General features: G+C 66.5%; 15 protein-coding genes. 7 read left to right on the top strand and 8 right to left on the bottom strand.

Going from position 1 to position 20,015, the window contains the following annotated elements:
- The first annotated feature begins 91 nt into the window (after positions 1 to 91).
- From DLM85_RS10625 to DLM85_RS10605, 5 genes are all read left to right on the top strand, one after another.
- On the top strand, positions 92 to 1,942 hold the full coding sequence (locus tag DLM85_RS10625; RefSeq protein ID WP_111478101.1) for an ABC transporter ATP-binding protein: 1,851 nt from the start codon (positions 92 to 94) through the stop codon (positions 1,940 to 1,942).
- 192 nt (positions 1,943 to 2,134) lie between these two features.
- Complete coding sequence (locus DLM85_RS10620; protein WP_133257010.1) at positions 2,135 to 2,584, top strand: hypothetical protein; 450 nt, start codon at positions 2,135 to 2,137, stop codon at positions 2,582 to 2,584.
- Between the two features lie 9 nt (positions 2,585 to 2,593).
- Positions 2,594 to 3,184 (top strand): D-sedoheptulose 7-phosphate isomerase, encoded by a 591-nt coding sequence (gene lpcA, locus DLM85_RS10615; RefSeq protein WP_111478099.1) that lies wholly within the window; start codon positions 2,594 to 2,596, stop codon positions 3,182 to 3,184.
- Between the two features lie 231 nt (positions 3,185 to 3,415).
- Positions 3,416 to 4,954 carry a YifB family Mg chelatase-like AAA ATPase gene (locus DLM85_RS10610; RefSeq protein ID WP_111478098.1) on the top strand — a complete coding sequence of 513 codons (1,539 nt, stop codon included), beginning with the start codon at positions 3,416 to 3,418 and terminating at the stop codon, positions 4,952 to 4,954.
- Between the two features lie 40 nt (positions 4,955 to 4,994).
- Positions 4,995 to 5,615 (top strand): hypothetical protein, encoded by a 621-nt coding sequence (locus DLM85_RS10605; RefSeq protein WP_133257009.1) that lies wholly within the window; start codon positions 4,995 to 4,997, stop codon positions 5,613 to 5,615.
- A 4-nt stretch (positions 5,616 to 5,619) separates the two neighbouring features.
- Here the strand turns inward: DLM85_RS10605 and DLM85_RS10600 are convergent, their stop codons facing one another.
- Positions 5,620 to 7,935: a mechanosensitive ion channel family protein gene (locus DLM85_RS10600; protein WP_111478096.1), complete on the bottom strand. Its 2,316-nt coding sequence runs from the start codon at positions 7,933 to 7,935 to the stop codon at positions 5,620 to 5,622.
- Between the two features lie 251 nt (positions 7,936 to 8,186).
- A complete protein-coding gene (locus DLM85_RS10595; RefSeq protein ID WP_207891011.1) occupies positions 8,187 to 8,471 on the bottom strand; it encodes an acyl carrier protein in 285 nt (94 codons plus the stop codon).
- 169 nt (positions 8,472 to 8,640) lie between these two features.
- On the opposite strand from DLM85_RS10595, the gene DLM85_RS10590 reads away from it, so the two are divergent.
- Complete coding sequence (locus tag DLM85_RS10590) at positions 8,641 to 8,955, top strand: hypothetical protein (protein ID WP_111478094.1); 315 nt, start codon at positions 8,641 to 8,643, stop codon at positions 8,953 to 8,955.
- Between the two features lie 73 nt (positions 8,956 to 9,028).
- Here the strand turns inward: DLM85_RS10590 and DLM85_RS10585 are convergent, their stop codons facing one another.
- From DLM85_RS10585 to DLM85_RS10575, 3 genes are all read right to left on the bottom strand, one after another.
- Positions 9,029 to 9,778, bottom strand: coding sequence for a LytR/AlgR family response regulator transcription factor (locus DLM85_RS10585; RefSeq protein WP_111478093.1), 750 nt, complete (start codon positions 9,776 to 9,778; stop codon positions 9,029 to 9,031).
- Complete coding sequence (locus tag DLM85_RS10580; RefSeq protein WP_165822104.1) at positions 9,756 to 10,814, bottom strand: sensor histidine kinase; 1,059 nt, start codon at positions 10,812 to 10,814, stop codon at positions 9,756 to 9,758. Before DLM85_RS10580 ends, DLM85_RS10585 begins: the two co-directional genes overlap by 23 nt.
- A 179-nt stretch (positions 10,815 to 10,993) precedes the next feature.
- Complete coding sequence (locus DLM85_RS10575) at positions 10,994 to 11,479, bottom strand: hypothetical protein (protein ID WP_111478091.1); 486 nt, start codon at positions 11,477 to 11,479, stop codon at positions 10,994 to 10,996.
- Positions 11,480 to 11,897: 418 nt separating this feature from the next.
- Between DLM85_RS10575 and DLM85_RS10570 the strand changes: the two genes are divergently transcribed.
- The gene (locus DLM85_RS10570; protein ID WP_207891010.1) at positions 11,898 to 13,709 is read left to right on the top strand and encodes a tetratricopeptide repeat protein; all 1,812 of its coding nucleotides are present in this window, start codon (positions 11,898 to 11,900) and stop codon (positions 13,707 to 13,709) included.
- Between the two features lie 155 nt (positions 13,710 to 13,864).
- Here DLM85_RS10570 and DLM85_RS10565 read toward each other — a convergent pair whose 3' ends face one another.
- The 3 genes from DLM85_RS10565 to DLM85_RS10555 all read right to left on the bottom strand — a co-directional run bounded on the left by DLM85_RS10565 (position 13,865) and on the right by DLM85_RS10555 (position 19,957).
- Entirely contained in the window at positions 13,865 to 16,312 is a 2,448-nt protein-coding gene (locus tag DLM85_RS10565; protein WP_111478089.1) for a hypothetical protein, read from the bottom strand.
- Between the two features lie 64 nt (positions 16,313 to 16,376).
- Complete coding sequence (locus DLM85_RS10560) at positions 16,377 to 19,196, bottom strand: TonB-dependent receptor (protein WP_243635925.1); 2,820 nt, start codon at positions 19,194 to 19,196, stop codon at positions 16,377 to 16,379.
- Entirely contained in the window at positions 19,193 to 19,957 is a 765-nt protein-coding gene (locus DLM85_RS10555) for a hypothetical protein (protein WP_111478088.1), read from the bottom strand. The genes DLM85_RS10560 and DLM85_RS10555 overlap by 4 nt, the downstream gene beginning before the upstream one ends.
- Positions 19,958 to 20,015 lie beyond the last annotated feature (58 nt).

Here is a 20,015-nt window from a genome sequence, read left to right as displayed (position 1 = left end):
CGTGGCCCCGCTGCGTTGGAGGGCCGGCCACGAAATCCGCGGCATCCGCAAAATAATCCGCGAGAATCCGTGGTCTACCTTTGCCCTTTCGATGAAGACATACCTGCGCATCCTCAGCTTTGCCCGGCCCTACGCCGATTTTGTGCCCCTGTACTTCGTGTACACCATCCTGGGCATCTTTTTCGGCATTGCCAATTTCAGCCTGGTCATTCCGCTGCTCAACGTACTCTTCGGGGTGGAGGGCAACGAGCCCCTGCCGACGGTGGCCCCGGCCTTCGAGCTGAGCCTGGACTACGTGACGGGCACGTTCAACTACTATTTCGGGCAGGTGGTGGCTTCCAAGGGCCGCATGGGCGCACTGGGCTTCGTGTGCGGGGTCATCGTGGTGTCGGTGTTTTTCAGCAACCTGTTCCGCTACCTCAGCCTGCGCCTGGTGGCGCGGGTGCGGGCCCGGGTGATTCGGCAGCTGCGGGCGGCGCTCTACCAGAACGTGACGCGCCTGCCGCTGGGCTACTTCTCCTCCACCCGCAAGGGCGACATGATGTCGCGCTTCACCAGCGACGTGCAGGAAGTGGAAACCTCGGTCATCAACACCCTGCAATCGGTGGTGCGCGAGCCGCTGACCATCTTCTTCATGTTCGCCGTGCTCTTCAGCATGTCGGTCAGGCTCACGCTGTTCACCCTGATCCTGCTGCCGATTTCGGGCGGGCTGATTGCGGGCGTCTCGAAGCGCCTGCGCCAGCACGCCAAAACCAGCCAGTCGACGCTGGGCACCATGCTTTCGGTCATCGACGAGACGCTGGGCGGCATGCGCGTCATCAAGGCCTTCAACGCCGAGCCCTACATCACCGGCAAGTTTCACGAGCAGAACGACCAGTACACCAAAACCCAGCGCCGCATCGACAACACGCGGGACTTGGCCTCGCCCTTCTCCGAGTTTGCGGGCGTGATGGTGGTGGCCGGGCTGCTCTACTACGGCGGCTCGCTGGTGCTCAGTGGCACGGCCGGCCTGAGCCCGGCGTCCTTTATCACCTACATCATCCTGTTTTCGCAGATTCTGGTGCCGGCCAAGGCCCTCTCGTCCTCGTTCAGCAACATCCAGCGCGGCCTGGTGGCCGGCGAGCGGGTGCTGAGCATCGTCGATACCGAGCCCAGCATCCAAGACAAGCCCGGCGCCGAAACGCTGCCGAATTTCCGCCACGAAATCGAGTTTCGCGACGTGGCCTTCAGCTACGGTGGCGACGATGCCCGCAACGTGCTGGAAGGCATCAACCTGACCGTGACCAAGGGCAAAACCGTGGCGCTGGTGGGCCCCTCGGGCGGCGGCAAGAGCACCCTGGCCGACCTGGTGCCGCGCTTCTACGACGTGACCGAGGGCCAGATCCGCATCGACGGCCACGACCTGCGCGACTGCACGGTGCACTCGGTGCGCGAGCAGATGGGCATCGTCACGCAGGAGAGCATCCTCTTCAACGACACGATTTTCAACAACATCCGCTTCAACAAGCTCGACGCGACCGAGGCCGAGGTCATCGAAGCGGCCAAAATTGCCAACGCCCACGAGTTCATCGTGGCCGCGCCCGAGGGCTACCAGACGATGATTGGCGACCGGGGCGCGCGCCTTTCGGGCGGGCAGCGGCAGCGCCTGAGCATTGCCCGCGCCATCCTGCGCAACCCGCCCATTCTCATCCTCGACGAAGCCACCTCGGCCCTCGACACCGAAAGCGAAAAGCTGGTGCAGGAAGCCCTCACGCGCCTGATGGCCAACCGCACCTCCCTGGTCATTGCCCACCGCCTGAGCACCGTGCAGCACGCCGACGAAATCGTGGTGCTGCAGCACGGCCGCATCGTGGAGCGCGGCACCCACGACGAGCTGCTACTGCGCCCCGACGGCCTCTACGCCCGCCTGAGTCGGATGCAGAACAACCCGGCGCTGGCGTAGCCGCCTGGCGCACCGTTGCTGAGGGGTGAGCGGCTGACGGCCTGCGGGCTTGTGCCACGCAACGCGCAGCGGCGCTTCGCGCAACGACGCCTACCGGGTGCCACATCCGAACCCCAGCATGCGTAAAAGGGTATATTTCGCCGCCGCCGCGCGTTGACGGCGGCGTCCACACCCTCACTCCTCCCCTTCCCCATGCTAGCTCTCCGCCGTATTGCCACCGTCGCCGTGATGGTGTACCTGCTGCTCACCCTGCTGTTCGTCGTCACCGCCGGCGCCCGCGACGCCATGATGGCCCTGACCGGCAACCAGGACCCGGCCTCGTTCTGGTACGTGATGACGCTCATCGGGGCGGCGCTGCTGCTGCTGCTGCTGCTCACCGAAAACGCCTACAACGTGGCCATGCGCCGCGACATCAGCCGCCACGAGATGAAAGTCAACGAGCTGAAGGCCAAACTCTACGACCACCAGCTGGAGCAGCGCGACCGGGACGTGCGCACCGCCACCACCGCCGTGCCCCGGCCCGAGCCGGCTCCCGGCGCCATTCCGCGCGGCGGCATCACGCCGCCCGCCCCCACGCCCTACTCCGGCGACGACCACCCCACTGACACGACCGTGCGCCCCTCAGACCGCCCGCTGATGTAACTTTGCCGCGTGGCAGACAACACCCTTTCCGACCTTATCCGGGCCGAGCTGACCGAAGCCCGCAGCGTGCTGGAGCGGTTCCTGACGGAGCCCCGGCACATTCAGTCCATCGAACGGGCCGCGCGCCTGGTGGCCGACAGCCTTAAGCAGGGCGGCAAAGTGCTGACCTGCGGCAACGGCGGCTCGCTCTGCGACGCGCAGCACTTCGCCGAGGAGCTGAGCGGCCGCTACCGCCAGGACCGCCCCGCCCTCGCCGCCATTGCCCTGACGGAAGCCTCGCACATGAGCTGCGTGGCCAACGACTACGGCTTCGAGTTCGTGTTCAGCCGCTTCGTGCAAGCCCTGGGCCGCCCCGGCGACGTGCTGCTGGCCATCAGCACCAGCGGCAACTCGCCCAACATCCTGCGCGCCGCCGAAGCCGCCAAGCAGGGCGGCATGCAGGTCATTGCCCTCACCGGCAAAGACGGCGGGCAGCTGGCCGCCCTGGCCGACGTGGAAATCCGGGCGCCGCACCACGGCTACGCCGACCGGATTCAGGAAATCCACATCAAGGCTATTCACATCATGATCATGCTCATCGAGCAGCTGATGGCGGCGTAGCGCGCACTTGCAGTTCGCGTATCCAGCACGTTTGTCGCAGAACGGGTTCAATGATGCCGTTCAACGTGTCTCGTCTGACGAGTCGTTCAGGATACGCGAACTACAAGTACGCGCTACGCCGCACGCGGCGCGGACAACACGAACAACGCGGCCCCACAACTTGCGGAAAGTTGTGGGGCCGCGCCGTTCATTCTCCTATCTTCGCCGCCCCTACTCTTGCACTTTACCTCTATGGTTACCAAAACCTACGGCTCGGCCGTGCAGGGCGTCAATGCCTATACCATTACTATTGAAGTCGTTGTATCCCAGGGTATGAACTTCTACGTGGTCGGGCTGCCCGACAACGCCATCAAGGAAAGCCAGCAGCGCATCGAGGCGGCCATGCGGGTGCGGGGCTACAACATGCCGCGCACCAAGGTGGTGGTGAACATGGCCCCGGCCGACATCCGCAAGGAAGGCTCGGCCTACGACCTGCCCATCGCGCTGGGCATTCTGCACGCTTCCCAGCAAATCAGTACCGAGCGGCTGGGCGAGTACATCATCATGGGCGAATTGGCCCTCGACGGCGAGCTGCGGCCCATCAAAGGCGTGCTGCCCATTGCCATTCAGGCCCGCAAGGAAGGCTTCAAGGGCTTCATCCTGCCCCGGCAAAACGCCCAGGAAGCGGCCATTGTCAACAACCTCGACGTGATTCCCGTGGGCACCATGCAGGAGGCCATCGACTTCGTGGAGGGCCGCCTGGAGATTCAGCCGCTGACGGTGGACACCCGCGACGTGTTTATGCACACGGCCAACCAGTACGCCGCCGACTTTGCCGACGTGCAGGGCCAGGAAAACATCAAGCGGGCCCTGGAAATAGCCGCGGCCGGCGGCCACAACGTCATCATGATCGGGCCGCCCGGCGCGGGCAAGACCATGCTGGCCAAGCGTCTGCCGAGCATCTTGCCGGCCCTGACCATGCTGGAAGCGCTGGAAGCCACCAAGATTCACTCGGTGGCGGGCAAGCTCGGCACCAATGCCTCCTTGCTGAACACGCGGCCCTTCCGCGCCCCGCACCACACCATTTCCGATGTGGCCCTGGTGGGCGGCGGCGGCAACCCGCAGCCCGGTGAAATCTCACTGGCCCACAACGGCGTGCTGTTTCTCGACGAGCTGCCCGAGTTCAAGCGCACTGTGCTGGAGGTGATGCGCCAGCCGCTGGAGGAGCGCCGCGTGACTATTTCGCGGGCCAAGGTCAGCATCGACTTTCCGGCCAACTTCATGCTCATTGCCAGCATGAACCCCTGCCCCTGCGGCTACTACAACCACCCCGACAAGGAGTGCGTGTGCGGCCCCGGCGTGGTGCAGAAGTACCTCAACAAAGTCTCGGGCCCGCTGCTGGACCGCATCGACCTGCACGTGGAAGTGACGCCGGTGACCTTCGACCAGATGACCGAAACGCGCCGCTCGGAGAGCAGCGGCACCATTCAGGAGCGGGTGGAGCGGGCCCGGCAGCGGCAGGCCGAGCGGTTCCGGGACTTCCCCGACATCCACTCCAACGCCATGATGCCCTCGCAGATGGTCAAGGACATCTGCCAGATCAATCCGGCGGGCCGCACCCTGCTCAAGACGGCCATGGAGCGCCTGGGCCTCTCGGCCCGCGCCTACGACCGGATTCTGAAAGTGGCCCGCACCATTGCCGACCTGGCCGGCACCGAGGAAATCCGCATCGAGCACCTGGCCGAAGCCATTCAGTACCGCTCCCTGGACCGGGAAGGCTGGGCGGGGTAAGCCCCCGAACCGGCACCTTTTACCCTTTCTGACTTATCACATGCCGAATCGTATCCTTGGCGGCGGGAGCTTGTGGCTGCTTATGGGCGGCCCGGCCCTTAGCAGTGCGCAGAGCCTGCCTGCTCCGGCCGCGCCGCCCGTGGTGGAGGTAGAGCGGGGTCTTACAGCCGTTTCCATCAACTACTTGGGTGGCAGTATTAGTCAGGAACGGCGCCTGGGCAGCAGCATCACGCTTACGTACGGGGCCGGGGCGCACTACTCCTTTTACTCCACGTCGCTACCGATTGGCGGCACGCGGTTTATCAACGTGGTGGACCCGTATTTCGGCCGTGACTACCGCACCAGTGGCCTGACGCCTTACGTGTTCGGGGAGCTGCGGCTCTACCACACGCTGTTTCGCCGCGCCCAGGCCGGCCGCAATACGGCCCACAACGCCGCCAACTATGTAGCCCTGTTTGGCGAAGCGCCGCTTGCCAAACGGCCGCTCATCAACGTGCCCAACCTGGCGCTGGCCTCGCCGGTCGGGCTGAAATACGGGCTGCGGCGCAACCTCGCCCGGCACCTGTACGCCGAAGGCAGCGTGGGGCTAGCCGCCAAAATCAGCCACCGCCAACGCACCCTGCTGCCCCGGCTGGATGGCGGCCTGAGCTGGAGCTGGTAACCGGCTAATTCAGCTTGATGCCTTCCTGGTTGAAGCGGCGGTTGATGCCGGCCAGGATTTCGCTTTTCAGCGCCTGCTCCTGGCGGATGTTGTTGATCCAGAACAGCACCTTCAGCTCGTAGACCTGGCCGGTGACGCCGCTGAGCAGGATTTCGGGGGCCACTTTGTGCAGGGTGCTGGCGTTGCTCAGGATTTCGTCGGTGATGAGCTGCTTGGCCCGCTCCAGGTCGGTGCCGGGGGCCAGCTTCAGGTTCAGCTCGGTGCGGATGTGGTTGTTGCTCAGCGTCCAGTTGATGACGTGGCCGGAGAGCAGGTCGCCGTTGGGCACGATGATTTCGGAGCCGGATTGCGAAATGAGCTTGCTGGCGCGAATGCCGATGTCCTTCACGCGGCCGGTTTTGCCCGTCACCTCGATGTAGTCGCCCACCTGGAAGGGCCGCTCGAAGATGAGGATGATGCCCGAGACGAGGTTGTTGATGATGTTCTGCAGGCCCAGGCCCACGCCCACACCCAGGGCTCCGACGACGATGGTAATCTTATCGAGCGGCAGGCCCGAGGCCATGACGGCCAGCAAGAAGCCCACGGCCAGCAGCACCAGCCGGATGGCCACCAGCCAGGAGCCGCGCCGGTCTTCGGGGCCGGCGGTGAAGTCCTCATCGGTTTCGCCGAAAAAGTAGCCCACGTAGCGCTGCAGCAGCACCGAGAGGTAGATGATGAGGAAAAACAGCACGAAGTTGGCCCAGCTGAACGTGATGCTGCCCAGGTGGTGCGGCTGGGTCAGCAGCTCGTCGAGGAAGCGGTAGATGGGCCGAAACACGTTCAGGTTGGTGAGGAAGTTCATCAGCCACAGCCCGCACACCAGCACCGACAGCACCGTGCGCAGCCCCTGCTCGATTTTCTGGAAGTGAAAGCGCACGGCCAGCCCGCCGGCCAGGCGGCTGCGCTGCATTTGCAGGCGGAAGGCCTCGGTGAGCAGGCGCACGAAGGCCGAGAGGGAAATAATCTGCGTGACGCCCAGGATGCCGGCGCTGCTGCACACTTTGGCCAAACTCAGGCGCCCGGTGAGGTTGCAAAGCGCGGCCAGCACGTTCAGGGCCACGAACAGCCAGAGCACCGGCGGCACGAAGGCGGCCAGGCGCGGCCCACGCTTCAGTTCGCGCAGCAGCCCCAGCCCCACCAGCACGGCCGCCAGGTTCAGCCCCAGCATCACCCAGCGCAGGCCGGGGCCCGGCGCGCTGCTGGCGTACACGAAGGTCAGCCCGAAAAACAGGGCCACGATGGCCAGCCAGTAGCCAAACTGCCGGCGGGGCCACGAGCGGCCGAACAGCACGCTGAGCGACACCACCAGCAGCAGCTCCAGCAGGTCGGTGTAGGCGGCGGGCGGGTTCAGGTCGAAGAACGGGGCCACGCTGAATACCACCACCAGCGTGGCGGCCACCGGCACCGGGCGCAGGTAGCGGAAGGGCCTCTCGTCGGGCGCCGCCGCGGCGGGGCCGACGGCCCGGAAGTTGCGGAACACCCAGGTGAAGAAGGTGGCGCCGATGAGCACCATCCAGACGGCGAAGGGCCAGTTCTGGCCGAAGTAGTAGCGCAGCAGGCGCCGCTGGCTGGCGTAGGACTCGCGCACGAGCTGCCCGGCCTGGGCCTGCTGCACCTCGTCGGTGGTGGTGGCGCGCCAGAGGGCGGGCGTTTCGGGGGCCAGGGTGCGGCGGTTGAAGCGCCGCGACTGTTCGCGCACTTCGTCCTGCAGCTCCAGGGCCTGGATGTAACTATCGGACACGCGCGTCTGCAGCTGCGTCACGCGCTGCTGGTTGCGGGCCAGCAGCCCGGCGGCGCGCTGCTGCTTGCGCTGCAGGCGGGCGGTGCTCCGGCCCAGGGCCGTGGTGGTATCGGCCTGCACCGGGATGCCGTGCCGGTTCAGCGAATCGAGCTGGGTTTGCATCCGCTTGAGCCGCTGACCTTGGGTGCTCAGCTCGGTACGCCAGGCGCCCAGCTCGGCCTGCATTTCGGTGAGCAGCACCTGAAACATGCGTACCTGCTTGAGGTTGATGACGCTGCTGTACTGGGTCAGGTTCTGCCGAATGGTCTTGAGGTTGGCCTCCACGTCGGGCAGGTCCTCGGCTAGGTCCTCGGTATCGGCCCCGCGGCGGGCCCCGCCGCTGATGCGCCCGAGCACGATGTAGGCCTGCTCCACGCGCTGGGCTTCGTCCTGCTCGGTGGCGGTGGTAGCAGCGGCGGCCGGGGTGGTTTTGGTGGAATCCTGCGCCTCAGCGGGGGTGGCGAGTAGCAGCGGAAGCAGCCAGGCCAGAAGCCGCCACAAACCGGAGAAGCCGGGCCGCCCATGAGGGCGGAAGAGCAAAATATTCGAAGCGCGGGTCTGGGGCATCGGCGGGCCAGCCGGCGCCCCCGCAGTCGGAGACGAGGCAGCGCGCGGCGCGTGGGTTTATTCGGAAGAAAAGGCGGCAACAGCCCGGCAATATCGGGCGGCGGCCCTGCGCCGGCAAGCCGGAGCCTGGGGTTTAGCAGTCCGGCAGCGTAATCCGCTAGCTACCGTTGACCACCCCGGGGTGCTTAGCCGAAGAAGCCGAGGCTGAGGTTCCACCACGCGGCGGCGGTGCTCACCACGTGGCGCTCCAGGGTTTGGTACACGTCGCCGAGGGTGCGCCAGCCGCCGATTTCAGCGTCGGGCAGCTCCACTTCAAAGCGCTGCTCCAGGCGAATGACCAGCTCCACCACGTCGAGCGAGTCGAGGCCTAGGTCATCCTGCAGGTGCAGGGCGGGCGAGGCGTCGGCGGAAAGCTGGGGCAGCATGGCTTGCAGCTGCTGGTACACGGTCAGGTGCAGGGTGTCGTTCATAGAGCAGAATTGGGGCCCCGGCGACCGGGGCGGTGGCAGGTAAGGCGGCCCGCACATCGGCAGGCACCATCGAAAGTAGATCAGACGGTCAGCGGCCCGAAATACTTTCTACCAACGCCCCAGAAAACCGGGCGAAGCCTTGGTTTCCCCTCTTCATTCTGCCTGAGCCATGCCCGCTACTCCGCCTGCCCTGCCCTATCTGGAAGTCATCAACAGCTTCGCCATTCGTCGCACGCAGCAGTTTTTTATGATCGGCCGGCTGCCCGGCACGGCCGAGCCGGGCATGTTTGCCCCTATCCAGCTGAACCGCAGCCTTGATCTGACGGTGCGCATCACGGCCATCGAGGAAGTGGAGTTTCCCACGGAGAATCAGCCCTACACGCTGCTCGAAACGCGCGGCGACAACCCCGACTACCTGAACCTCATGCTCGGGCTCAACCTCGGGCTGGAAACTGTCCAGATCAGCGTTGAGGGCGAAGACTGAGCGGCCCACCAACAAAGCCGCCCGCCGTTCCGGGCGGAACAACGGGCGGGCAGAAAGTAGTGGCGCGGCTAACTCAGTGCATGTTGCGCTGCTCGATGAGCTGGTGGAAGGCCTCGGCGTAGGCGTCGCCGATGGGAATGACCACTTCGCCCATGTAGATGCGGTTTTTGCGGATGGAGTCAATCCAGCTCAGCGCCACGATGTAGGAGCGGTGTACGCGCACAAACTCGGTGGCCGGCAGCCGCTCCTCGAAAGCGCGCAGGGAGTTGAGCGTCAGCAGCGGCTTGCCCGCGCCGGTGTGGATTTTGACGTAGTCCTTGAGCCCCTCCAGGTAGCGAATGTCGCGCAGCGTCACGCGCTGGGTGTGGTAGTCGGCCTTCACGAAGATGTATTCCTCGGCCGGCGCGGCGGGGGCCGGCGTCGGCGGCACCGGAGTCGGCAGAGCCGCTGCAGCCGCTGCAGCCGCTGGCTGCAGGCGCTCCTGCACCTTGGTGGCGGCTTTCAGAAACCGGTCGAAGGGAATGGGCTTGATCAGGTAGTCCACCGCGTCGAGGTCGAAGCCTTCGACGGCGTACTGCTTGTAGGCGGTGGTGAAGACCACGGCGGCGTTGGGCCGCAGCGTGCGCACGAACTCCACGCCGGTCAGGTCGGGCATCTGCACGTCGAGGAAGAGTACGTCGACCGGCTCGCGCTGCAGCACCTGCATGGCCTCGATGGCGCTGCGGCAGGTGCCCACCAGCTCCAGAAACGGGATACGCTCGACGTAGCCGGCCAGCAGGCGCAGGGCCAGCGGCTCGTCATCAACTAACAGGCAACGAAGCATGCTGCAGGGCAAGGGTTAGGGTTACGATGTATTGGTCGCCGCTCTGGTCGATGTCCAGGTGGTGGCGGTGCGGGTAGAGCAGCCGCAGGCGCTGGGTCACGTTCTGCACGCCGATGCCCGAGTCGCGGGCGGCGGTGAGCGGGGCGGCCACCGGGAAGCGGCGGTTCTGCACCCGGAACAGCAGCTCGTCGCCCACCACGCGCAGCGCGATGCTGATGGCGGAGGGGTGCTGGTAGCTCACGCCGTGCTTGAAGGCGTTTTCGACGAAGGGAATCAGCAGCATGGGCTCGATGAGCTTGCCGCCGAGCTGGCCCTCCTGGCTGAACTCGATTTCCACGTCGTCGGCCAGGCGCAAGCGCTGCAGGTCCACGTAGTTGCGCAGGTACTCCACTTCCTGCTCCAGCGGCACGCGCGGGTCGTTGGCCTCGTAGAGCATGTAGCGCATCAGCTGGCTGAGCTTGAGAATGGCTTCGGGCGTATCGGCGGAGCCGAGCTGGGCCAGGGAGTAGATGTTGTTCAGGGTGTTGAACAGAAAGTGCGGGCTGACCTGCGACTTCAAGAAGGCCAGCTCAGCCGTGAGCTTGTCGCTGTGCATCTGCCGGCGCACCTGCTCGTTGGCAAACCACTCGCTGGTGATGCGCAGCCCGCTGCTCACCATCCACACCAGCACCGTCACCAGCACGATGATGGCCTGAAACTGCTGGCGGTCGGCCAGGGTGGTGCCGGGCCGCGGCGGGGGCATGGTGCCGATGCCCAGCCAGTGCAGGCTCATCGGAATGTGCAGCACCAGCATCAGCACCAGCACGGTGAGCAGATAGAGCAGCACCCGGCGCCGGGCCAGCAGCTGCGGAATCAGCACCCAGTAGTTCAGGTAGAAGAGCACAGCCATGCGGGCAATGGGCGTGGCCGTGCGCCAGAAGCTGAAGTGCGGAGGCTGCTGCTGCAGAATTGCCCAGGGCAAAAACGGCAGCGACACCCAGAACACGAGGTGAACGAGAATGTGCAGCAGGCGCTGCCGGGTGAAGAATCGGGCCATAGCAAGCAAAAACCGGCGGCCCCGTAGCGCCGCCGGTTCTGGGTAACAGGCAATACGCGGCTTCGCGTCCGCGGTGGACAAAAAAAAGCTGTTGAGAGAGCGAAGCCGCGCCCGATCATCCCGTCCGGCCAGGAGCATTCACTCTCCCTCACCTGCCCCCGGCCAGACGGGTGTCGGGGTTAGTTGGCGGCGCCGGTAGCGTCTTTGGGCGGCCGGCTGCCTTTGTCGCCTTTCCCGTCCCGGGGCCCGCCGTGCTGGGGCTTCTGGGCCTGGTACTGCTTGTACTGGGCGGGCGTGAGTACCGTTTTCAGCTTGGCGTCGGTGTCGGCATCGAGGCGGCGCAGCTGCCCCATGCCTTTTTCCCGGTCGGCGTCGGTGCCGGGGCCCTCGCCGCGCTGGGCCTGCATCTGCTCGTGCTGGCTTTTGAAGATGGCGGCCACTTCGCCCTGCTGCCTGGCGTTGAGCTTGAGCTTTTTGGCCAGGTCGTCAGCCTGCTGCTCGGGGCTGTGGCCCTGGCCTTTTCCCTGGCCCCGGCCGGGCGGCGGGCCCTGCGGGCGGGTGGCGGGCTCCTGGGCCCGGGCGGGCAGCGCCTTGCCGATAGCAGTAAAGTGAAGAACTCCGACGAGGGCCGCGCCAAGGGCGCCGCGTAACCAGCTGGTTTGCATGCTCAGAAAAGGGTTTCGATAAAGGTCCGCGACCAGTCTGGCCGCCTTGACGAAAGCAAAGGTGAGCCGCGCACCTGGCCTTCGAAATTCGTTTCGCTCACCCCAAGGCTTTTCTCGACCAACGCCCGCATTCTATCTATTGCGCTGCCGGGCCTGCCGCCCTGCCGTGGCTCGACCAAAGAATAAGGGCCCACCGCTTGCCCCAAGCAGCCCGATTGGTTTGCTTGCACTGATTTTGACGACTTCCGGGCTGATCCTATCATTATTCCAGCTATAGGCTAGAATTTTTCCGAGTCAACCCGTCGATTTTCAGTAAATTGCGCAAATGTTGTCGAGCCAGGTTCCCCGCCGTGCCCTCTTCCAACAGGTTGGTTTTCGCCACCGCAGGGTGGTTGGCAGACTGGCCTGCGGGGCGGTGTTGCCCCTGCTGTTGAGCTTCGGCAGCCCCTTGCACGCCCAAAGCGCCAGCACCCGCGCCGACAGCCTGCTGCACCTGCTGGCCCAAAGCCGCCCCGACACCAACCGCGTGGAGCTGCTGATTCAGCTGGCCTGGGACCGGACCGACGACAACCCCGTGGAGGCCATTCGCTACGGCCGGCGCAGCCTGCGCCTGGCCCGGCAGCTCAACTTCCCCCGCGGCGAGTGCCGCAGCCTGCTGATGCTGGGCTGGGCCTTTTTGCGCGCCGGCGACTACCCCACCGCCGTGCACACCCAGCTGCAGGCGCGGCAGGTGGCCGAGCGCGCGGGCTTCGTGGGCGGCCTCATCCACGCCGACAACGCCACCGGCTACGCCTACGCCGAGCAGGGCAATTACCAGGTGGCCCTGCGCTACTACCTGCGGGCCAAGAAGCTGGCCGAGCAAAAGCGGGATTACGTGCTGCTGACGCCGGTGCTCGGCAACATCGGACAGGCCTACCAGTTCCTGGGCCAGATCGACTCGGCCCTTTACCACACCCGCCGGGGCTACGACTTCGACCGCCGCTTCCACGACTGGCACAGCGAAATCGGCGACCTGGCCCTGCTCGGCAGCATGGAGGCCCAGCGCGGCGACTCCGCCGCCGCCCGTCGCTACTACCAGCTGTGCATCCGGCGCGCCGAGGGCATGCCCGTATCGTACGCGCTGTGCCGGGCCTACCTGGGCCTGGCCCGGCTGGCCGAAGCCGCCCACCAGCCCGACCGTGCCCTGGCCTACGCCCGGCAGGCGCTGCGGGCCGGCCAGCGCGGCTACTACCCCAAGGGCGTCTTCGAGGCCAGCAACTACCTGGCGCAGGTGTATGCCGCCCGCGGCGACGCCGCTTCCGCCTACCGCTACCTGGCCAACGCCGTGGTGACGCGCGACAGTCTGTTCAGCCAGCGCAAGCTGGCGCAGGTGCAGGCCCTGTCCTTCAGCGAGCAGCTGCGCCAGCAGGAACGCACCGAGCAGCGCCTCAAGACCGATGCCAGCCGGCGCCAGAACCTGCTGCTGGGCGCCCTGGGCCTCACCGCGTTGGCCGGCGGCCTGCTGTACCTGCTGCTGAACCGCCGCCGGCTGCAGCGCGAAGTGGAGTTTGCGCGGGAGCGGGAGCGGCTGGAGCGCCAGCGCCACGCGGCCGTGCTCAAAGCCGAGGAAAACGAGCGGCGCCGCATCGGCTCCGACCTGCACGACGGGCTGGGCCAGTTGCTCACCGCCGCCAAGCTCAACCTGCACGCCCTCAACCAGCAGCTGCACCGCGAGCTGGACGGCCAGCTCAACGGCCACCAGGCCTTTATCGACAACGCGGTGGAAGTGGTGGACGAGTCGTTCCGGGAGGTGCGCAGCATCTCGCACAACCTGCTGCCCAACGCCCTCATCAAGCGCGGGCTGCCCCAGGCCGTGCGCGGATTCTTGAACCGGCTGCCCGCCGATGGCCTGCAGGTGGAGGTGGAAACCCACGGCCTGGAGGAGCGCCTCGACCCCACCGTGGAGAGCATGCTGTTCCGCATGATTCAGGAGCTGGTGCAGAACGTGGTCAAGCACGCCCGCGCCACCCACCTGACGCTGCAGCTGGTGCGCGACGAGCAGCAGCTGACCATCGTGGTGGCCGACGACGGCCGGGGCTTCGACGCGCAGGCGCTGGGGCAGGACGCGGGCATCGGGCTGCGCAACGTGCAGACGCGCCTGGTGTACCTCGGCGGCCGCGCCCACTTCGATTCCGCCCCCGGCCGCGGCACCACCATCAGCCTCGAAATTCCGCTGACGCCCCCGGCGTAAGCAGGTCAGCCCCCCTCAAAGCTGAACCAACAGCTTGCTCAGGCCGACGCCCGGCGTCCTGGCGCTGCGCAGCCGGGGCACCGGGCGTCGGTGTAAATGACGATGTGCGGGGGAAACCGTTGTGATGAAAAGCAGGCGCTACGGCCCTTAGCGGGCTATTTCCCCTGCGCCAGGCCCTGCGGCCGCACGTCGAAGGTGACGCTGCTGCTGCCGGCCAGGCCCGTGCCCGACAGGCCCTGCACCACCACCTGGTACTGCCCGGGCTCGTCGGAGGTGAAGAACTCCAGCTTCCGGCCCGCGGCCGTGGTCGTCACGGCGGGGTTCCAGTACAGCAGGTTGCGCAGGTCGAGCAGGCGGCTGGCTTTCTGCTCGGGCAGGGTGTAGTTGGGCGAGTAAAACTCCCGCTCCCACTGCAGTCCTTCGTAGTCCTCCACCAGGGCTCCGGCGCCCACGGCCACGCCGCCCAAGTCGCCCTTGTAGCTGGTGTAGCTTACCACGCCGCTGTAGGTCAGCGGGCCGTGGATGTAGAGGTTGGTCATCACCTCCAGCCGGCGCACTTTCAGCGGGTCGATTTTCAGCACCCGGTCGATATTGAACATGGGCACGCCGTCGAAAATGACCAGCGGGTTTTCGGTGAACAGGCGCCGGTTGGGCTTGTCCGACACCAGGAAGCTGTGCTCCTGCTTGTGCAGGCGCACCTGCACGCCCGGCACGTACTCGCGCATGACCTCCTCCATCACCCCGAAGCGGGTGTAGTCGTCGAGGTAATAGTTTTCGTCGGCTTTGCCGTAGAACGAGACGCTGTCGGTGAGGGGCAGGGCGAAGGGGCGCAGCTTGCGGCCGAAGTAGGCGGCCTGGCTTTGCACTTCCACGTGGCGCTGCGTTAGGGCCTCGCGGTACTGCTCGGGCAGCAGGGGCACGGCCGGCACCGGCCGCTCGGCAAACTGGGCCGCAAACGGGCTCAGGAGCTGCAGGCGGGCGGTGCTGTCCTGGCGCGCGTCGGCCTGCAGCACCAGCTTCTGCGGCCCGTACACCTCGCGCAGCTCGAAGCGCACCCGGCCGTCGGGGCGGCTCATGGCGTTGTAGAGGCGCACGCGCGTGCCCGGCACCGTGGCAAAGGCCGCCACGCCGCCCAGCGGCTGGCCCGTGGTCTTGTGCACCACCCGGGCTTCCACGAAGGGCCCGTTCAGCTCGGGCAGGTACTGCGCGGGCGCGCCGGTGCCGGCCAGCACCTTGTCCCAGGCGAAGCGCCGCCAGCCCTGGGTCAGCATCAGGTTGTCGGTGGCTTCCTCGGTCTGGCTGTCGGGCAGGCGCAGGTAGTAGGCGGGGTCTTCCACCACGCCGCGCAGCTCCGAGGTCAGCCACAGGCTGCTGGCAATGTCGGCGGCAGGCGCGGCGGGCAGCTTGTCGAGGCGGTACACGGCCACCGACACGTCGGCCGGGGCGGGGCGGCCGGCCCCATCGGCGGTGCTCAGCGTCAGGGTGACTTTTTCGCGGGGGCCGTAGCGGTTGTTGTCGAGCTGGGGCTGCACGGCCAGCTGGGCGGCGGGGCGGCGGAAGACCAGCCGCTCGCACACGGGCTGCTGCCGGGCATTGAACACGGTGAAGTGCAGCACGCCCTCGGGCAGGCTGGCCCGCTCCAGCACAAACTGCGTGCGGCCACCGCTCAGCGTAGCCGTTTTGGCGGCGAAGATGCGCTGGCGGGCGTGGCCGAGCAGCTGCACCTCCTCGGGCGCGTCACCGGGGGTCGTCACCGTCACCAGCAGCTTATCGGCGCCGGGCGCCTCCACCCGCATCACGTAGCCCTGCTCGCGCACCACCGGGGCCTGGCGCGTGGCCGTCTGCTCGCCGGGCAGGCGCGTGACAGCGGTGTAGGGCGCCCCGGCGGCGCTGGGCTGCACGTCGAAGTGGCCCATGCCGTACTTGAGGGTGCTGAAGCGCGCCGCCACCTGCCCCTGCCGGTCCAGCCACACGCCTTCGGCGGCCACGCCGCGGCCGGTCTTGTCGGTCACTTTCACCGCCACCCGGCTGGTGAGGCCGGCCACCAAGTTGCCGCCTTCGGGGAAGAACTGCACGTCGTAGCCCGCCGCCGAATCGGCCGCCGGCCGGGCCGCCGCGGCGAAGGTGTTGATGATGGTAATTGGGGCGTGGAAGTAGCCGTCCGGCCCGAAGTTCTTCATCAGGCTGGTGTAGGCGCGCACCGTGTAGCTGCCGGTGGGCAAGGAGGCCGGCAGCTGCAGCGAGCCGTGCCCGGCGGCGTCCTTCAGCCCGATTTTGCCCTGCAGCACGGGCTTCTGCGCGGCATCGAGCACTTCCACGTAGGCCACCTTGCTCAGCGGCAAGGGCCGCTGCCGGGTGCCTTCCACGGCGTACGCCTTGAACCACAGCACGTCGCCGCCCACGTAGAGGCTGCGGTCGAGGTGCAGAAACAGCTTTTCGTAGGGGTCGTTCTGGTTATAGGCCTGCAGGGCTTCGCGCGGCGAAGCAGGCTTGCTTTGCGCCAGCACCGCGGGCGCGCCGGGGCGTAGCAGCAGCAGGCCGTGCAGCCCCAAGGTCAGGAGCGCGGCGCGGCGGAAAAAGCTAGTACCGAATTCGTTGCTCATCAGTAGGAATAGTTAGGGCCGTGTACTGCCGCAACGCGGGGCGCGGCGGTACACGGCCGCGGCATCAGAGCTTGAAGTTGTAGGTAACCGTGGGAATGGGCTGGCCGAAGATGGAGAGCTTGTAGCCCCGGATCTGCCCGTTTTCCGTCTTGAAGTAGATGGAATAGGGGTTCTTGCGGCCGGTCAGGTTGTACACGCCCACCGTCCAGTAGCCGTGGGCCAGTTTCTTGATCTTGTGGTTGCCCTCGATGTTCAGGGCCAGGTCGGCGCGGAAGTAGTCGGGCACGCGGTAGGCGTTGCGGTCGGAGTAGAGCACGCGGTAGGCGTTGCCCACGTAGTACTTGGCCAGCGGCAGCGTGATGGGGCGCCCGGTGCTGTAGGTCAGGTTCAGCGAGGAGCTCAGGCGGCGGTTGAAGCGGTAGTTGCCGATCAGCGTCACGTCGTGGGGCTTGTCGAAGTTGCTGGGGTAGAACTTCCCGCCGTTGATCATTTCCGAGGTCGTGCCGCCGTTTACCTGCACCAGGGAGCGGGAGTAGGTGTAGCTCACCCAGCCGTTGAGCTTGCCGGTGGTCTTGCGCAGCATCACCTCCACCCCGTAGGCCTTGCCCTCGGCATTCACCACGTCGGTTTCGATGTGGTGGTTCAGAATCAGCGTGGCCCCGCTCTTGTAGTCCACGAAGTCGTGCATCTTCTTGTAGTAGGTTTCCACCGACGCTTCAATGGTGTTGTTCTTGAAGTTGTGGTAGAACCCCAGGGCCACCTGGTCGCCCACCTGCGGGCGGATGTGGTAGTCGCTGAGCTTCCACACGTCGGTGGGCGACATCGAGGCCGTGTTCGAGAGCATGTGGATGTACTGCCGCATGCGGTTGTAGCTCACCTTCACCGACGAAGTGGCCGACAGCGCGTAGCGCGCCGAGAGGCGCCACTCCGGGCCGTGGTAGGTGGCAATGTTCTTGCCCGCCGCGTAGCGCACGGTGTCGGTCACGGTACCTTCGTTGCGCGGGCCGCCGGGCACGTAGCGGCGCACGTCGCCGGGCCCGAGGGCGTTGTAGAGCGAGTAGCGCAGCCCCAACGACACGGAGAGGCGGTGGTTCACGTCGATGCGGTCGGAGGCGTAAAGGGCGCTTTCCTGGGCCTGCTCGCGGTGCAGCACGTCGGGCACTACCAGCGACTTATCCCCGCGCGGCTGCAGGCTGCCCGGCGCCACGTTGTAGCGCAGGGTGCTCAGGCCGAACTCGACGGTGTGCTTGGGATTCAGGAAGTAGCTGAAGTCCAGCTGCCCGTTGGCCTGGTTCAGGCTGTAGGCCAGCTGCGAGGCGCTGACGGGGTTGCGCTGGCTCGTCACCTCGTACTCGTAGTGGCTGAAGGCGCCGGTTACCACGCTGTAGAGCTTCGGGCCGTACACGTGCTTCCACTTCAGGCTCGCGTTCTGGTTCAGGTACTGGTAGGTCGTGTCGGAGCCCAGGCGGAACTTGTCGCGGCTGAGGTAGCCGGTGGCGTACACCGAGTTCTTGCCGTTGATTTCGTAGCTCAGGTTGGCGTTCAGGTCGTAGAACGAGGCCGAGCTTTCGCGGAAGCCGCGGTCGGGCAGCCGGTGCAGAATCCAGTCGGAGTACGAGGAGCGCCCGCCGATGATAAACGAGGCCTTGTCCTTCAAAATGGGGCCTTCCACCGTCAGGCGGCTGGTGAGCGGCCCGATGCCGCCGGCCACGCCGAACTTCTTCTTGTTGCCCTCGCGGGTAGTAATGTCGAGCACCGAGGAAAGGCGCCCGCCGAACTTGGCCGGCACGGCGCTCTTGTACAGCTCCACGCCCTGCAGCACGTCGGGGTTGAAGGCGGAGAAGAAGCCGAACAGGTGCGAGGGGTTGTACACCGTCGCGTCGTTGAGCAGGATCAGGTTCTGGTCGGATGCCCCGCCGCGCACGTTCAGGCCGGTGCTGCCCTCCCCCACCGACTTCACGCCCGGCAACGTCAGCACCACGCGCAGAATGTCGGCCTCGCCGAAGGCCGTGGGCACCTGCCGGATGGTCTTGATGTCGAGCTTTTCCAGCCCCATCTGCATGCCCGACACGTTCTTGTCCTTCTCGGCTTCGATGATGACCTCGCGCAGCGGCGTAATGTCCTCTTCCACCTCGATTTCCAGCTTTCCGTCGCCATACAGCGCAATCTGCCGGCGCGTGTTCTTGATGCCGATGCTGCGCACCAGCAGCGAGTGGCGGCCCACCGGCAGCGTCAGCGAGAAGTAGCCGAACTGGTCGGTGGCCGTGCCCACGCCGGCCGCCTCGGCCGCCACCGTGGCCCCGGCCACCGGCGCGCCCGTGCCGATATCGCGCACGTAGCCGCCCACCGTGGCCTTGCCCTCTCCCCGGGCCGCGCTGCCGCGCCCGATGTCGTAGAGGCGCGTGGCCGACTGCTTGCGGACGCGCGGCGCGTTCAGGCCTTCCAGCGGGTCGTCGGCGGCCTGCTGGGCCACGCGGGCGCTGCTGTCGGCGGCGGCGAAGTAGCGCTCCGGCAGCGCCAGCTCAATGGGCTTGCCGGTGGTGATGTACACGCGGTTGCTGGCGTCGATGGCGAAGTACAGCCCGCCGCGCCGAAACACCTGCCGGAGCACCACGGGCACCGTCTGCCGCTCCACGCGCAGGTTCACGCAGATGCTGTCGACGGTAACCGGCTCGAAGTAGAAGCGGTAGCTGCTCTGGGTTTCCAGGGCCCGCACCAGCGTCTCGAAGGGGGCGTTGACGAAGGTGCCGCTCACCCGCGTCGAGTCGGGCTGGGGTTGCTGGGCCTGGGCCGGGCGCACGAGGCCCAGCAGCAGCGCGGGGCCGGCCAGCAGCCAGGGCGCCACCCGCGGGCGGCGCGTCATCAGTACACGGTCGGGCTTCATGGGCGGGTGGCTTTTACCAGGCTGTCGTAATAGGCCACGAGCGTCGTGAGCGAGGCCGCGCGCTGTTCCTTGTTGAATTTCAGGTGCTGGCTGCGCACAAAGTCCTTCAGCTCTTTTTTGCGCTCGGGCAGGGTTGCCACCACCGCCGCGGCGCTGCCGACGGGCACATAGCCCTGGGGCGTCTGCAGAAAAAACGCCGCGCCCTCGTGAAACTCGTAGCGCAGCTCGGCCCCGCCCTTGCGCTCCAGCTTCTTGGTGTAGCGCCCCAGCAGCCGCACCGGCGTGGCGGCGTCGGCGAAGAGCACCTCGTAGAAGCCGGCGCTCATGTCGCGGTGCCCGCGGCCGGGCAGCCACACGAAGCGGCGGGTGCCCAGCCGGAAATTATCCACATGTTCGCTGATGAGCTTGATGCGCAGCGGCCCGCCCAGGTTGGCCAGCACCAGCGCGTCCTGCTCCAGGTCGTAGAGCAGCGAGAGGTCCTGAAAGTCGTAGCCGTCGTAGAGCACGCTGCCCGTCTGCGGCTCCGTCGAGCCCAGAAACGGGTGCCCGATGGCGCGCGGCGGCGTGTTCGGCACGTAGGCGACGCCGTTGTAGAGAAACGACTCCTGCTTGCGAGCATCAAGGTAGCGGGCGTGCAGGTGGCTGACGGTGGCGGCCAGCGTAACGGAATCGGCCTCGGTCTGCGCCAAGCCCGGGCAGGCGGGCAGCAGCGCGATGCCGCCCAGCAGCAAGCCCCGGCCCCACGAGTAATCAGTAAGCATCAGGTAGAAATTGTGAGCGAAAGGCTCGGTACTGGATTTCGCGGCCGAAACAGGCTAA

The organism is Hymenobacter edaphi, from assembly GCF_003258365.1.
In the GTDB taxonomy this organism is placed as follows: domain Bacteria; phylum Bacteroidota; class Bacteroidia; order Cytophagales; family Hymenobacteraceae; genus Solirubrum; species Solirubrum edaphi.
This window is presented reverse-complemented; position numbering and strand designations above follow the sequence as displayed.